This window comes from Pseudomonas prosekii, from assembly GCF_900105155.1.
Classification (GTDB): Bacteria; Pseudomonadota; Gammaproteobacteria; order Pseudomonadales; family Pseudomonadaceae; genus Aquipseudomonas; species Aquipseudomonas prosekii.
The window spans coordinates 3,784,485-3,799,105 of sequence record NZ_LT629762.1; the positions used below are offsets into that span (position 1 = coordinate 3,784,485).

The 14,621-nt window shown below is 58.9% G+C and carries 16 protein-coding genes; 12 read left to right on the top strand and 4 right to left on the bottom strand.

The annotated features are described in order from the left end of the window. Positions 1 to 22: 22 nt before the first annotated feature. The 3 genes from BLU01_RS17165 (at position 23) to BLU01_RS17175 (ending at position 1,794) form a co-directional block, all read left to right on the top strand. The gene (locus tag BLU01_RS17165; protein WP_092277806.1) at positions 23 to 511 is read left to right on the top strand and encodes a TIGR00645 family protein; all 489 of its coding nucleotides are present in this window, start codon (positions 23 to 25) and stop codon (positions 509 to 511) included. Between the two features lie 231 nt (positions 512 to 742). Continuing rightward, positions 743 to 1,054: a DUF6482 family protein gene (locus BLU01_RS17170; protein ID WP_092277808.1), complete on the top strand. Its 312-nt coding sequence runs from the start codon at positions 743 to 745 to the stop codon at positions 1,052 to 1,054. Between the two features lie 122 nt (positions 1,055 to 1,176). Further along, positions 1,177 to 1,794 carry an FKBP-type peptidyl-prolyl cis-trans isomerase gene (locus BLU01_RS17175; RefSeq protein WP_092277810.1) on the top strand — a complete coding sequence of 206 codons (618 nt, stop codon included), beginning with the start codon at positions 1,177 to 1,179 and terminating at the stop codon, positions 1,792 to 1,794. 153 nt (positions 1,795 to 1,947) lie between these two features. On the opposite strand, the gene BLU01_RS17180 is transcribed toward BLU01_RS17175, so the two are convergent. The 3 genes from BLU01_RS17180 to BLU01_RS17190 form a co-directional block, all read right to left on the bottom strand. Then, positions 1,948 to 2,205 (bottom strand): PA4570 family protein, encoded by a 258-nt coding sequence (locus tag BLU01_RS17180; protein ID WP_092277812.1) that lies wholly within the window; start codon positions 2,203 to 2,205, stop codon positions 1,948 to 1,950. 206 nt (positions 2,206 to 2,411) lie between these two features. Beyond that, positions 2,412 to 2,753 carry a zinc ribbon domain-containing protein YjdM gene (locus BLU01_RS17185; RefSeq protein WP_025108781.1) on the bottom strand — a complete coding sequence of 114 codons (342 nt, stop codon included), beginning with the start codon at positions 2,751 to 2,753 and terminating at the stop codon, positions 2,412 to 2,414. 225 nt (positions 2,754 to 2,978) lie between these two features. Further along, positions 2,979 to 3,947, bottom strand: coding sequence for a polyprenyl synthetase family protein (locus BLU01_RS17190; RefSeq protein ID WP_092277814.1), 969 nt, complete (start codon positions 3,945 to 3,947; stop codon positions 2,979 to 2,981). Between the two features lie 240 nt (positions 3,948 to 4,187). On the opposite strand from BLU01_RS17190, the gene rplU reads away from it, so the two are divergent. The 5 genes from rplU to BLU01_RS17215 all read left to right on the top strand — a co-directional run bounded on the left by rplU (position 4,188) and on the right by BLU01_RS17215 (position 7,942). After that, entirely contained in the window at positions 4,188 to 4,502 is a 315-nt protein-coding gene (gene rplU, locus BLU01_RS17195) for a 50S ribosomal protein L21 (RefSeq protein WP_003176051.1), read from the top strand. A 33-nt stretch (positions 4,503 to 4,535) separates the two neighbouring features. Continuing rightward, complete coding sequence (gene rpmA, locus BLU01_RS17200; RefSeq protein ID WP_003176049.1) at positions 4,536 to 4,793, top strand: 50S ribosomal protein L27; 258 nt, start codon at positions 4,536 to 4,538, stop codon at positions 4,791 to 4,793. Between the two features lie 193 nt (positions 4,794 to 4,986). Beyond that, on the top strand, positions 4,987 to 6,210 hold the full coding sequence (gene cgtA / locus BLU01_RS17205) for an Obg family GTPase CgtA (protein ID WP_092277816.1): 1,224 nt from the start codon (positions 4,987 to 4,989) through the stop codon (positions 6,208 to 6,210). Positions 6,211 to 6,347: 137 nt separating this feature from the next. Further along, positions 6,348 to 7,466, top strand: coding sequence for a glutamate 5-kinase (gene proB, locus BLU01_RS17210; RefSeq protein ID WP_092277818.1), 1,119 nt, complete (start codon positions 6,348 to 6,350; stop codon positions 7,464 to 7,466). A gap of 11 nt (positions 7,467 to 7,477) precedes the next feature. Beyond that, positions 7,478 to 7,942: a CreA family protein gene (locus BLU01_RS17215; RefSeq protein WP_092277820.1), complete on the top strand. Its 465-nt coding sequence runs from the start codon at positions 7,478 to 7,480 to the stop codon at positions 7,940 to 7,942. 185 nt (positions 7,943 to 8,127) lie between these two features. Here the strand turns inward: BLU01_RS17215 and rpsT are convergent, their stop codons facing one another. Beyond that, on the bottom strand, positions 8,128 to 8,406 hold the full coding sequence (gene rpsT, locus BLU01_RS17220; RefSeq protein WP_008154937.1) for a 30S ribosomal protein S20: 279 nt from the start codon (positions 8,404 to 8,406) through the stop codon (positions 8,128 to 8,130). Between the two features lie 252 nt (positions 8,407 to 8,658). Here rpsT and murJ point away from each other — a divergent pair, with 252 nt between their 5' ends. The 4 genes from murJ (at position 8,659) to lspA (ending at position 14,614) form a co-directional block, all read left to right on the top strand. Then, positions 8,659 to 10,197 carry a murein biosynthesis integral membrane protein MurJ gene (gene murJ / locus BLU01_RS17230; RefSeq protein ID WP_092277822.1) on the top strand — a complete coding sequence of 513 codons (1,539 nt, stop codon included), beginning with the start codon at positions 8,659 to 8,661 and terminating at the stop codon, positions 10,195 to 10,197. A gap of 129 nt (positions 10,198 to 10,326) precedes the next feature. After that, entirely contained in the window at positions 10,327 to 11,277 is a 951-nt protein-coding gene (ribF, locus tag BLU01_RS17235; protein WP_092277824.1) for a bifunctional riboflavin kinase/FAD synthetase, read from the top strand. Continuing rightward, positions 11,278 to 14,109, top strand: coding sequence for an isoleucine--tRNA ligase (gene ileS, locus BLU01_RS17240; protein WP_092277826.1), 2,832 nt, complete (start codon positions 11,278 to 11,280; stop codon positions 14,107 to 14,109). It abuts the gene before it with no gap. Then, positions 14,102 to 14,614 carry a signal peptidase II gene (gene lspA / locus BLU01_RS17245; protein ID WP_092277828.1) on the top strand — a complete coding sequence of 171 codons (513 nt, stop codon included), beginning with the start codon at positions 14,102 to 14,104 and terminating at the stop codon, positions 14,612 to 14,614. Before ileS ends, lspA begins: the two co-directional genes overlap by 8 nt. Positions 14,615 to 14,621: the final 7 nt, after the last annotated feature.

Below are 14,621 nucleotides of genomic sequence, written 5' to 3' on the forward strand. Positions count from 1 at the left end.
TCCAGCCCTTGTGTGAGATCCGATGGAACGCTTTATCGAAAATGCAATGTACGCCTCCCGCTGGTTGCTCGCGCCGATCTATTTCGGCCTGTCGCTGGGCCTGCTGGCGCTGGCGCTGAAGTTTTTCCAGGAAGTCTTCCACGTCATCCCCAACGTCTTCTCGATGGCCGAATCGGACCTGATTCTGGTGCTGCTGTCGCTGATCGACATGGCGCTGGTCGGCGGCCTGCTGGTGATGGTGATGATCTCCGGCTACGAGAATTTCGTCTCGCAACTGGACATCGACGAAGACAAAGAGAAGCTGCACTGGCTGGGGACCATGGATTCGTCCTCGCTGAAAATGAAAGTCGCCGCCTCGATCGTGGCGATCTCGTCGATCCACTTGCTGCGGATTTTCATGGACGCAAAAAACGTCGATCCCGAGCACTTGAAGTGGTACGTGATCATTCACATGACGTTCGTGGTGTCGGCGTTTGCGATGGGTTATCTGGATAAGTTGACCAAGCACTGATCACCCCCGGTCCTGTAGGAGCAAGGCTTGCCCGCGAAGGCGGTGTGTCTGTAACCGTTCATGTTAAATGTGACGATGCCTTCGCGGGCAAGCCTCGCTCCTACGGGTTGGGATGAATCAGCAGGTTTGGTGAGGGGCGACCGGACCAATGGTGCAGTTTGTGGGTTGTGCTTTTTCGTGACCAGGCTTATCCCTGTAAGGCCCGGATCTGCCATTGCTTGAGGTGCTTTCATGAACCTGCAAGAGCTGAATGCCTACGCCATCGCCGGCAAGGTCGATGAGCTGAACCTGATTTCGCTGGAAGGCGGAATTTATCTGCTGGAGGCGCGCATGCACGGCATGGCGTATCCGTTGAACGATCCACGTGGCAAGGCGTTTCATCTGCGTTCGGTCGAGCATGCCCGCGAAGTGCTGCATGCGTTTCCCCAGCTGCCGTTCAATCTGGTGCACACCTCGGTGCATGACGAGATGTGCGGACTCGGCGCCAGTGCCGAAGAAAGCCTGAAAGTGCCGATTGCCTGGCGTTCTGCCTGGCAGGGCTGACGCGCGCTCATCCATGACAGGGCATCTGTGCTAGTCTGCTCGCCCTTTTGGTTCCGGGCGTTCCGGGATGCGCTGTGCACGCACGGCATGTTCCAGGGCCGTCCGCACAGCGGAGCAGTGTCATGTCCGAAGTAAATCTGTCCACCGACGAAACCCGCGTCAGCTACGGCATCGGCCGTCAGTTGGGCGACCAACTGCGCGACAACCCGCCACCGGGCGTTAACCTGGACGCGATCCTGGCTGGCCTGACCGACGCATTCGCCGGCAAGCCGAGCCGTGTGGGTCAGGAAGAAATGTCCGCCAGCTTCAAAGTGATCCGCGAGATCATGCAAGCCGAAGCAGCGGCCAAAGCTGAAGCGGCTGCTGGCGAAGGCCTGGCTTTCCTGGCGGAAAACGCCAAGCGTGACGGCATCACTACCCTGGCTTCCGGCCTGCAATTTGAAGTGCTGACTCAGGGTGAAGGCGCCAAGCCGAGCCGTGAAGATCAAGTGCGCACTCACTACCACGGCACCCTGATCGACGGCACTGTGTTCGACAGTTCCTACGAGCGCGGCCAGCCTGCAGAATTCCCGGTTGGCGGCGTGATCGCTGGCTGGACCGAAGCCCTGCAACTGATGAATGCCGGCAGCAAATGGCGTCTGTACGTGCCGAGCGAACTGGCTTACGGCGCTCAAGGCGTTGGCAGCATTCCGCCGCACAGCGTACTGGTGTTCGACGTCGAGCTGCTCGACGTTCTGTAAATCGAAGATCCCGTGATCCTGCGGTCGCGTGATTAACGTGATCCTGTAGGAGCGAAGCTTGCTCGCGAAGGCGGTGTCTCAGTCAACGATGATGTTGAATGTGATGGCCTCTTCGCGGGCAAGCCTTGCTCCTACAGGGTTTTGCAGGGTGTTTCATAATTCGATCTTGTGATTCAGATCGCCGTGCGGGCGCAATGCTCGGGCGTAGCAGAACAGAAACAGATTGCGCACCAGTTCCTTGAGCACCACCGGCTCGCTGGAACTCAAGCCGCTGACGTCCAGGTCACCCTGATCCTGCAACTCGTTCAAGGCTTCCTCTTCAAGCACGGCACAAACTTCCCCGGTCTCGCGATGCAGGATTCTGAGGTAAGGGTGTGGGCGGTCCAGCCAGGCATCGATCAAATAAGTCATGAATCTCATCTCCATTGATTGGTTTCAATGAGAATAATTCTTATTCAATAAATAGCAAGGGACTATTGGCAGTTTGTGTTTTTTTCCGGGTAAAGGTTGTGTCAGGTCAAAGTGACTGGCATTTGGCTATTGCGGGGGATTGCGGGGCGGAGCCGGGGAGGGTGACGCACCATCCCACGCCGGGCGCGGGATGGCAGATAACAGAATCAGACTTTTCTGACGAACTCGGATTTGAGCTTCATCGGGCCGATGCCGTCGATCTTGCAGTCGATGTCGTGATCGCCATCGCACAGGCGGATGTTCTTGACCTTGGTGCCGACCTTGACCACCAGCGACGTGCCTTTGACCTTGAGGTCTTTGATCACGGTGATGGTGTCGCCGTCCTGCAGGACGTTGCCCACCGAATCCTTTTTCACGGCGTCATCGGACGCCACTTCAGCTTCGCCACTGGCGGACCACTCGTGGGCGCACTCCGGGCAGATCAGCTGTGCGCCGTCTTCGTAGGTGTATTCGGAATTGCATTTCGGGCAGGGTGGCAACGTGCTCACTAAGGCTCCTTGGAATGAGGATCGCTAAAAGTCGCACATTGTATAGGGTTTTAGCCGGGAGGTGGGGCGGCGCTACCTATGGGGCGGTTGTGGCGAGGCGGCTTGCCCCCGTTCGGCTGCGCAGCAGTCGTAAAATCAGTCTGACTGTGAAATGCCTGGGGCCGCTTCGCGACCCAACGGGGGCAAGCCCCCTCGCCACAGTGTTCGCCCCGCATGGGATTGGCTTTAGTGCGTGCGGGCTACCGCGAACTCGCTCAGTTCCACCAGCGCATCGCGATATTCGCTGGCCGGCAGGGCGTCGAGGCACTTGATCGCGCGGGCCACGTAATCGCGGGCCAGTTGCGCGGTGTATTCCAGCGAACCGGACGCCTCAACGGCCTCGCGGATGCTTTCCAGGTCTTCGATGCCACCCTTCTGGATCGCCTGGCGTACCAGTGCGGCCTGTTCCGGGGTGCCTTCGCGCATGGTGTAGATCAGCGGCAGGGTCGGCTTGCCTTCGGCCAGATCGTCACCGACGTTCTTGCCCAGGGTTTCCGCGTCGCCCTTGTAGTCCAGCAGGTCGTCGACCAGTTGGAAGGCTACGCCCAGATGATCGCCAAAGGTGCGCAGCGCTTCGCTTTGCTCCGCAGTGGCTTCACACAGGGCCGCGGCGCTGTGGGTCGAGGCCTCGAACAGCATCGCGGTTTTGCCGCGGATGACTTCCATGTAGGTCTCTTCGGTGGTGCTCGCGTCGCGCACCTTCGACAACTGCAGCACTTCGCCTTCAGCGATGATGCGCGTGGCCTGCGAAAGGATCTTCATCACCGGCATCGAGCCCAGTTCGACCATCATTTCGAAAGAACGCGAATACAGGAAGTCGCCGACCAGCACGCTGGGCGCGTTGCCCCACATGGCGTTGGCGGTCGAGCGGCCACGGCGCATGCCGGACATGTCGACGACGTCGTCATGCAGCAGGGTGGCGGTGTGCAGGAACTCGATTGTGGCGGCGAGCAGGCGCAAGTCATCGCCTTCGCGACCCAGGGCCTTGCCACACAGCAACACTAATAGAGGACGCAGGCGTTTACCGCCGGCCGAAGTGATGTAGTCGCCGATTTTCGATACCAGCGGCACTCGGGAAGTCAGCTGCTTCTTGATGATGCCGTCGACGGCGTTAAAATCGTCCGCCACCGCGCGGTAGAAAGCTTGGGGTTGCATCAGCGACAGTTGCTCCAGAAGGGTTGCGCGGCATGCTAGGACCCGCGTCCGGACCTGTCAAGGCGCGATGGACGGCCTCTTGCATCGCTCAAGCAGCTTGCGTACAATCGCGCACCCTGAACTTCCTGGGCAGCACCTGCCTTACGCAATTGCAATCGGGCCTTCCAGCCCAATGCAGCCATGCCAGCCAATACCTCTTCTTATAAAGAGCTGGGTGAGCAGGATTATCGGAGAAATACCATGTCGTACGCAGTAATTGTTACTGGTGGCAAGCAATACAAGGTCGCCCCAGGTGAATACCTGAAGATCGAAAAACTGGAAATCGCTACTGGCGAATCCGTTACTTTTGATCGCGTTCTGTTGGTCGCCAATGGCGATGACGTGAACATCGGCGCCCCGGTTGTTGCTGGCGCTACCGTTGTGGCTGAAGTGATCTCCCAAGGTCGTCACGATAAAGTCCGCATCATCAAGTTCCGTCGTCGTAAGCACCACATGAAGCGTATGGGCCACCGCCAGTGGTACACCGAGATCAAAATCACCGGTATTCAGGCTTAATTTCAGCCTAATCCTCACTAGGAGAATTGACTCATGGCACACAAAAAAGCTGGTGGTAGTACCCGTAACGGTCGCGACTCAGAAGCCAAACGCCTTGGCGTGAAGATGTATGGCGGCCAGAAGATCATTCCGGGCAACATCATCGTGCGTCAGCGCGGCACCCAATTCCACGCCGGTTACGGTGTTGGCATGGGTAAGGATCACACCCTCTTCGCGAAAATCGAAGGCGTGATCAAGTTTGAAGTAAAGGGCGCTTTCAACCGCCGTTACGTGAGCGTTGTCGCCGCTTAATTGCGCGATCGCTGGAAAAGCCCTGTCTCGCGACGGGGCTTTTTCGTTTATGGGGTGAGTCTCTTGCAAAGCTGTTTGTAATGGGCGAAAGCAGCTGGATTGCGGTAGTTGCTTGAGGTCGCTGCGCTCATTTTTGCAAGAGTCTTATGTCTGGATTTTCTTGGCTCGTCCGTATGACGAGAGGCGTTTTGTTATGAAGTTTGTTGATGAAGTATCGATTCGAGTAAAGGCCGGTGACGGCGGCAACGGTTGCATGAGCTTCCGTCGCGAGAAATTTATTGAAAACGGCGGCCCTAACGGCGGCGACGGTGGTGATGGCGGTTCGGTGTACATGCTCGCCGACGAAAACCTCAACACCCTGGTTGACTACCGTTACACCCGTCACTTCGATGCCGAGCGCGGTTCCAACGGCGGCAGCACTGACTGCACCGGTAAAAAAGGTGAAGAGCTGGTGCTGCGCGTACCGGTCGGCACTACCGTGATCGACTCCGCCACTCAGGAAGTCATCGGCGACCTGACCAAGGCTGGCCAGCGTTTGCTGGTTGCGCATGGCGGCTGGCACGGTCTGGGCAACACCCGTTTCAAATCCAGTACCAACCGTGCTCCGCGCCAGACCACTCCGGGCAAACCGGGTGAGGCGCGTGATCTCAAGCTGGAAATGAAAGTCCTCGCCGACGTGGGTCTGCTGGGCTTGCCGAACGCTGGCAAAAGTACTTTCATTCGTTCGGTGTCGGCCGCCAAGCCGAAAGTCGCCGATTATCCGTTCACCACGCTGGTGCCGAACCTCGGTGTGGTCAGCGTCGATCGCTGGAAAAGCTTCGTGGTCGCGGACATTCCGGGTCTGATCGAAGGTGCTTCCGACGGCGCGGGCCTGGGGATTCGTTTCCTCAAGCACTTGTCGCGGACGCGTCTGCTGTTGCACCTCGTGGACATGGCGCCGCTCGACGACGCCAGCGCCCCGGATGCTGCCGAAGTGATCGTCAGCGAACTGACCAAGTTCAGCCCGTCCCTGGCTGAGCGTGATCGTTGGCTGGTGCTGAACAAATGCGACCAGATCCTTGAAGAAGAGCACGAAGAGCGCGTCAAGGAGATCGTTGATCGCCTGGAATGGACCGGTCCGGTCTACGTGATCTCGGCCATCTCCAAGCTCGGCACCGAGCGTCTGTGCCACGACATCATGCGTTACATGGAAGACCGTGCCGATCGCCTGGCCAATGACCCGGCATACAAGGAAGAACTGGCCGACCTCGATCAGCGCATCGAAGACGAAGCCCGTGCTCAGTTGCAGGCCCTGGATGACCAGCGTGCCCTGCGCCGTAGCGGCGTGAAGTCGGTCCACGACATCGGCGACGATGATTGGGACGAAGAAGATGTGGATGACGAAGACGGTCCGGAAATCATTTACGTGCGTGACTGATCCGTTGCGATAAACTTGAACGCCGCTCAATCGAGCGGCGTTTTAGTATCTGCAAATCGATCATTGGTCACGAATAATCACGAATAACGTCACGGGCAGCGCTGGGTCGCGCTGTCCTCAAGCTAAGGTTGAAGATGATGCGGAGCAAGGTGACAGGTGCGCAGCGTTGGGTCGTGAAGATCGGCAGCGCTTTGCTGACGGCGGATGGCAAAGGCCTGGATCGCGCGGCAATGGGTGTCTGGGTTGAACAGATGGTGGCCTTGCATGAGGCGGGCGTCGAGTTGGTGCTGGTGTCCTCCGGGGCGGTGGCGGCCGGCATGAGCCGTCTGGGCTGGACCGTGCGACCCAGTGCAATGCACGAATTGCAGGCCGCTGCGGCAATCGGTCAGATGGGCCTGGTGCAGGCCTGGGAATCGAGCTTTGCCGAGCACGCCCGGCATACCGCGCAGATTCTCCTGACCCATGACGACCTGTCCGACCGCAAACGCTACCTTAACGCCCGCAGCACTTTGCGCGCGTTGGTCGAACTCAAGGTTATCCCGGTGATCAACGAGAACGACACCGTGGTCACCGACGAAATCCGTTTCGGCGACAACGACACGTTGGCGGCGCTGGTGGCGAATCTGGTCGAGGCTGATTTGCTGGTGATCCTTACCGATCGCGACGGCATGTTCGACGCCGATCCGCGCAATAACCCTGACGCCAGCCTGATTTACGAAGCGCGCGCCGATGATCCGGCGCTCGACGCGGTGGCGGGCGGCACCGGTGGCGCGTTGGGTCGTGGCGGCATGCAAACCAAATTGCGCGCCGCACGGCTGGCCGCGCGTTCGGGGGCGCACACCGTTATTGTTGGCGGGCGTATTGAGCGCGTGCTCGATCGCCTGAAGGCTGGCGAGCGCATCGGCACGTTGCTGTCGCCGGAGCGCGGCATGCTCGCGGCGCGCAAGCAATGGCTGGCCGGGCATCTGCAAACGCGCGGCACGCTGGTGCTCGATGCTGGCGCGGTGACGGCGTTGTCGCAAGGCAATAAAAGTTTGCTGCCGGTCGGCGTCAAACTGGTTCAAGGCAGTTTTCGACGTGGCGAAATGGTCGTTTGCGTGGCGCCCGACGGCCGAGAAATCGCCCGTGGCCTCGCCAATTACAGCGCTCTCGAAGCACAAAAAATCATTGGTCAGTCGTCTGAAGCGATTGTCGGTCTGTTGGGTTACATGGCTGAACCGGAACTGGTTCACCGCGATAACCTGATCCTGGTCTGAAGGAATATTGAATGCGCGTAGCAAAAGGGTTGTTGGGTTTGCTGTTGGCGATGCCGTTGCTGGCGTCGGCAGAAGAGATTGCCCAGGTGTCGACGGTGTTCAAATTCGTCGGCCCGAATGATCGGATCGTCGTCGAAGCGTTTGATGATCCCAAGGTAGAAGGCGTGACCTGCTACCTGTCGCGCGCCAAGACTGGCGGCGTGAAGGGCGGTTTGGGTCTGGCGGAGGATCGAGCCGAGGCGTCGCTGGCCTGTCGTCAGGTTGGCCCGATCAGCTTTAAAGGCGAACTGAAGGATGGCGATGAGGTGTTCAAAGAGCGCACATCGCTGGTATTCAAGTCGATGCAGGTCGTGCGTTTCCTCGACAAGAAGCGCAATACCCTGGTGTATCTGGTGTACAGCGATCGTCTGATCGAAGGCAGCCCGCAGAATGCGGTAACGGCGATTCCAATCCTACCGTGGCCGCACGCGCAATAAGTCAGACGAAAAACCAAATGTGGGGGCGAGCTTGCTCGCGATGACTGGCTAACATTCAACATCTCTGTTGGCTGAAAGTCCGCTATCGCGAGCAGGCACACTCCTACATTTTTTTGTATTGAATTCACCAAATCGCAGGCAATAAAAAACCGACCCTGAGGTCGGTTTTTTAACAAGCTTATCGCTTATGCGGCTACAGCAAGGTTCAGAGCCTTGACGTGACCGTTCAGGCGGCTCTTATGACGAGCAGCCTTGTTCTTGTGGATGATGCCTTTATCGGCCATACGGTCGATAACTGGCACGGCCAGAACGTAAGCAGCTTGAGCTTTTTCAGCGTCTTTTGCGTCGATGGCTTTAACTACATTCTTGATGTAGGTACGAACCATGGAACGCAGGCTGGCGTTGTGGCTGCGACGCTTCTCAGCCTGTTTTGCACGTTTTTTGGCGGAAGGTGTGTTGGCCACCGTCGAGCTCCTCGAAAGACTTTTTAGGAAATAGCAAACAAAATAGGCCGCGAATCATGCCGATGAGTTGATGTCTTGTCAAGGGCGGTTGAGACGTTCCGCTAAGTGGTAGGTATAAAGAGGCGGGATATTTATTTCCGGCGCTTGACCTGTAAACTCGCGAGCTTTGGCTCTGTGCTGCTGCGGCGCGGAGTATCGCATAAGTAGGCGCTTTGTTCGCCTGCTGTTTATCGACAGGCACAAACTCTTTCAATGAATCTGCTCAAATCGTTGGCCGCCGTCAGCTCTATCACGATGCTTTCCCGGGTTCTGGGGTTCGTTCGTGACACTCTCATCGCACGTACATTTGGTGCCGGGATGGCGACGGACGCCTTCTTTATCGCCTTCAAACTGCCCAATCTGCTGCGCCGGATCTTTGCCGAAGGCGCATTTTCCCAAGCCTTCGTGCCGATTCTCGCCGAATACAAGAGCCAGAAGGGCGAGGAGGCGACGCGAACCTTCATTGCCTACGTCTCGGGCCTGCTGACGCTGGTATTGGCGCTGGTGACCGCGCTGGGCATGCTCGCCGCGCCATGGGTCATCTGGGCGACCGCGCCGGGTTTCACCGATACCCCGGAAAAATTCCAGCTCACGTCCGATCTGCTGCGCGTGACCTTCCCCTATATATTGCTGATTTCCCTGTCTTCATTGGCCGGGGCAATCCTCAATACCTACAACCGCTTCTCGGTGCCGGCGTTCGTGCCGACCCTGCTGAACGTCAGCATGATCATCTTTTCGGTGTTCCTGACGCCGTATTTCGATCCGCCGGTCATGGCGTTGGGCTGGGCGGTACTGGTCGGTGGTCTGGCGCAATTGCTTTATCAACTGCCGCACCTGAAAAAGATCGGCATGCTGGTATTGCCGCGCCTGAACCTGCGTGACAGCGGCGTCTGGCGCGTACTGAAACAAATGCTGCCGGCGATCCTCGGGGTTTCCGTCAGCCAGATTTCGCTGATTATCAACACGATTTTCGCCTCGTTCCTGGTAGCGGGCTCGGTGTCGTGGATGTATTACGCCGATCGCCTGATGGAATTGCCGTCCGGCGTGCTGGGCGTGGCTCTGGGCACCATTCTGCTGCCGACGCTGGCCAAGACTTACGCCAGCAGGGACCGCCAGGAATATTCGCGCATCCTCGATTGGGGCCTGCGCCTGTGCTTTGTGCTGGTGTTGCCATGCTCACTGGCGCTGGCGATTCTGGCCGAACCGCTGACCGTTTCGCTGTTCCAGTACGGCGCATTCAGCGGCTTTGATGCGTTGATGACCCAGCGCGCGCTGATCGCTTATTCGGTCGGTTTGCTCGGGATCATCGTGATCAAAGTGCTGGCCCCGGGCTTCTACGCGCAACAAAACATCCGCACGCCGGTGAAAATCGCGATATTCACACTGATCGTTACGCAACTGTTCAACCTGGTCTTGATCGGCCCGCTGGCCCACGCCGGGCTGGCGCTGGCCATCAGCATTGGCGCCTGCATCAACGCCGGGCTGCTGTTCTATCAACTGCGCAAACAGCAGATGTACCAACCGCAACCGGGCTGGGCAAAGTTTGGACTCAAACTGGTGATTGCTGTGTTGGTGATGTCCGCGGTATTGCTGTGCGGCATGCATTTCATGCCGGCGTGGGAGCAGGGGCACATGCTTGAACGCTTCCTGCGCCTGGGCGCGTTGGTCGCGGCTGGCGTGGTCGCCTATTTCGGCATGCTGCTGTTGATGGGTTTCCGTTTGCGCGACTTCAATCGCAAGGCGTTGAGCTGAGGCGTTCGCTGCGATAGACACGGGCGGGGCGGCAGTTTTGTCGGCTCGATCACTTTGGGTTACGGTGTTGCCTGTCGTCGGCCGCCGGGTGTGGTTATAATCGACCACTTTATGAGCAAGAAGCGCGTTATGCAGCTGGTTCGAGGCCTCCACAATCTGCGCCCCCAGCATCGGGGCTGTGTCGCCACTATTGGCAACTTTGACGGTGTTCACCGTGGTCACCAGGCAATCCTGGTCAGGCTGCGTGAACGTGCGCTCGAGTTGGGCGTGCCCAGCTGCGTGGTGATTTTCGAGCCACAGCCGCGGGAGTTTTTTGCCCCCGACACCGCTCCGGCGCGTCTGGCGCGCTTGCGCGACAAACTTCAATTGCTCGCCGATGAAGGCGTTGACCGGGTCTTGTGCCTGGCCTTCAACCAGCGGCTGAGCAAACTCAGCGCCAGCGAATTCGTCGATACGATTCTGGTCGACGGCCTGGGCGTGCAGCATCTGGAGGTCGGTGACGACTTCCGTTTCGGCTGTGATCGGGTAGGCGATTTCGATTTCCTGCAGCAGGCCGGCGTGATGCAGGGTTTTACCGTGGAAGCGGCGCAAACCGTCGAGCTCGACGGAATTCGCGTCAGCAGCACGCAAGTGCGTAATGCCCTGGCCGCTGCCGATTTTGCCCTCGCCGAACGCTTGCTCGGCCGCCCGTACCGGATCGCCGGGCGTGTGTTGCACGGCCAGAAACTGGCGCGGCAATTGGGTACGCCCACCGCCAACATCCAACTCAAGCGTCGTCGCGTGCCGTTGTCCGGGGTGTATCTGGTCAGCGTTGATATCGACGGCAAGAGCTGGCCCGGTGTCGCCAATATCGGCGTGCGGCCAACGGTCCAGGGTGATGGCAAGGCCCACCTCGAAGTACATCTTTTAGATTTTGCCGGCGATCTATATGACCGGCGTTTGACGGTGGTTTTCCACCAAAAGCTGCGTGAAGAGCAGCGTTTCGCCTCTCTGGAGGCGCTTAAGACGGCGATCAATGCGGATGTCGCCGCCGCCCGTGCCCTGTCGCACCTAGCGCCAATCGCTAATGAAGAGCCTTAAATGACCGACTATAAAGCCACGCTAAACCTTCCGGACACCGCCTTCCCAATGAAGGCCGGCCTGCCACAGCGCGAACCGCAGATTCTGCAGCGCTGGGACAGTATTGGCCTGTACGGTAAGTTGCGCGAAATTGGCAAGGATCGTCCGAAGTTCGTCCTGCACGACGGCCCTCCGTACGCCAACGGCACGATTCACATCGGTCACGCACTGAACAAGATTCTCAAGGACATGATCATTCGCTCGAAGACCCTGTCGGGTTTCGACGCGCCTTATGTTCCGGGCTGGGACTGCCATGGCCTGCCGATCGAACACAAAGTCGAAGTGACCCACGGCAAGAACCTGGGCGCGGACAAGACCCGCGAACTGTGCCGTGCCTACGCCACCGAGCAGATCGAAGGGCAGAAGTCCGAATTCATCCGTCTCGGCGTGTTGGGCGACTTCGCCAACCCGTACAAGACCATGGACTTCAAAAACGAGGCCGGTGAAATCCGTGCCTTGGCCGAAATCGTCAAGGGCGGTTTCGTCTTCAAGGGCCTGAAGCCGGTGAACTGGTGCTTCGATTGCGGTTCGGCGCTGGCTGAAGCGGAAGTCGAGTACGAGAACAAAAAGTCCTCGACCATCGACGTTGCGTTCCCGATTGCCGACGAAGGCAAACTGGCGACGGCGTTCGGTCTGTCGTCGCTGGCCAAACCGGCTTCGATCGTGATCTGGACCACCACCCCGTGGACCATCCCGGCCAACCAGGCGCTGAACGTTCACCCGGAATTCAACTACGCGCTGGTCGATGTCGGCGACAAACTGCTGGTATTGGCTGAAGAGCTGGTCGAGTCGTGCCTGGTTCGTTACAACCTGCAAGGCTCGGTCATCGCGACCACCACCGGTAAAGAACTCGAACTGATCAACTTCCGTCACCCGTTCTACGATCGTCTGTCGCCGGTTTACCTGGCTGACTACGTCGAACTGGGCGCTGGCACTGGCGTGGTTCACTCCGCGCCGGCCTATGGCGTGGACGACTTCGTGACCTGCAAGAAATACGGCATGGTCAACGACGACATCATCAATCCGGTGCAAAGCAACGGCGTGTACGTGCCGTCGCTGGAATTCTTTGGCGGCCAGTTCATCTGGAAAGCCAACCCGGCGATCGTCGACAAGCTGACCGAAGTCGGTGCGCTGCTGCACACCGCGATCATCGAACACAGCTACATGCACTGCTGGCGTCACAAGACTCCGCTGATCTATCGCGCCACCGCGCAGTGGTTCATCGGCATGGACAAAGAGCCTGCAACCGGCGAAACCCTGCGCAAACGCGCGATCAAAGCCATCGAAGAAACCAAGTTCGTCCCGGCCTGGGGCCAGGCGCGCCTGCACTCGATGATCGCCAACCGTCCGGACTGGTGCATCTCGCGTCAACGCAACTGGGGCGTGCCGATCCCGTTTTTCCTCAACAAGGAAAGCGGCGAGCTGCACCCACGCACCGTCGAGCTGATGGAACAAGTCGCCCAACGCGTTGAAGTCGAAGGCATCGAAGCCTGGTTCAAAATGGACGCGGCCGAGTTGCTCGGCGATGAAGCGCCGCTGTACGACAAGATCAGCGACACCCTCGACGTCTGGTTCGATTCGGGCACCACGCACTGGCACGTCCTGCGCGGTTCACACCCGATGGGCCACGAGAGCGGCCCGCGCGCCGACCTGTACCTGGAAGGCTCGGACCAACACCGTGGCTGGTTCCACTCGTCGTTGCTGACCGGTTGCGCCATCGACAACCACGCGCCTTACCGCGAACTGCTGACTCACGGCTTCACCGTCGACGAGTCCGGGCGCAAGATGTCCAAGTCGCTGGGCAACGTAATTGCGCCGCAGAAGGTCAACGACACGCTGGGCGCCGACATCATGCGTCTGTGGGTGGCGTCCACCGATTACTCGGGTGAAATGGCAGTTTCCGAGCAGATCCTGCAACGCAGTGCCGACGCCTACCGGCGGATCCGTAACACCGCGCGCTTCCTGCTCTCGAACCTGACCGGTTTCAACCCGGCCACCGACATCCTGCCGGCCGAAGACATGCTGGCGCTGGACCGTTGGGCCGTGGACCGTACCCTGCTGCTGCAACGCGAGTTGCAAGAGCATTACGGCGAATACCGTTTCTGGAACGTCTACTCGAAGATCCACAATTTCTGCGTGCAGGAATTGGGCGGTTTCTACCTCGACATCATCAAGGACCGTCAGTACACCACTGGCGCCAACAGCAAGGCGCGCCGCTCGGCGCAAACCGCGCTGTACCACATCAGTGAAGCGCTGGTGCGCTGGATCGCGCCGATCCTCGCGTTCACCGCTGACGAACTGTGGCAATACCTGCCGGGCGAGCGCAACGAATCGGTGATGCTCAACACCTGGTACGAAGGCCTGAGCGAACTGCCGGACAACGTCGAACTGGGCCGCGCCTACTGGGAGCGGATCATGGCGGTGAAAGTCGCGGTCAACAAGGAAATGGAAATCCAGCGCGCGGCCAAGGCTGTCGGTGGCAACCTGCAAGCCGAAGTGACGCTGTTCGCCGAAGAGGCGCTGAGCGCCGACCTGGCCAAGCTGAGCAACGAGTTGCGCTTCGTTCTGATCACTTCGACCGCCAGCGTCGCTCCATTCGTTCAGGCTCCGGCCGATGCGGTGGTGACCGAAGTCAGCGGTTTGAAGCTGAAAATCGTCAAGTCCGCCTTCGCCAAGTGCGCCCGTTGCTGGCACTGCCGTGAAGACGTCGGCGTGAACCCGGAGCATCCGGAAATCTGCGGTCGTTGCGTCGACAACATCAGCGGCGCCGGCGAGGTACGTCACTATGCCTAACGCGGCTGGCCGTTTCGGACGGCTGAGCTGGCTCTGGTTGAGCTTGCTGGTTCTGGTCATTGACCAGGCCAGCAAGTTTTACTTTGAAGGCAAGCTCGAAATGTTCCAGCAGATCGTGGTGATCCCCGATCTGTTCAGTTGGACGCTGGCCTACAACACCGGCGCGGCGTTCAGCTTCCTGGCCGACAGTTCCGGTTGGCAGCGCTGGCTGTTTGCGCTGATCGCGATTGTTGTCAGTGCGGTGCTGGTGGTCTGGCTCAAGCGCCTTGGGCGCAACGAAACCTGGCTGGCCATCGCCTTGGCGCTGGTGCTGGGTGGCGCGCTGGGCAATCTGTATGACCGCATTGCCTTGGGCCATGTGATCGATTTCATTCTGGTGCATTGGCAGAACCAGTGGTACTTCCCGGCGTTCAACTTCGCCGACAGTGCGATTACGGTGGGTGCTGTAATGCTGGCACTGGATATGTTCAAAAGTAAGAAAACCGGAGAAGCCGTTCATGACTGAACAGGTA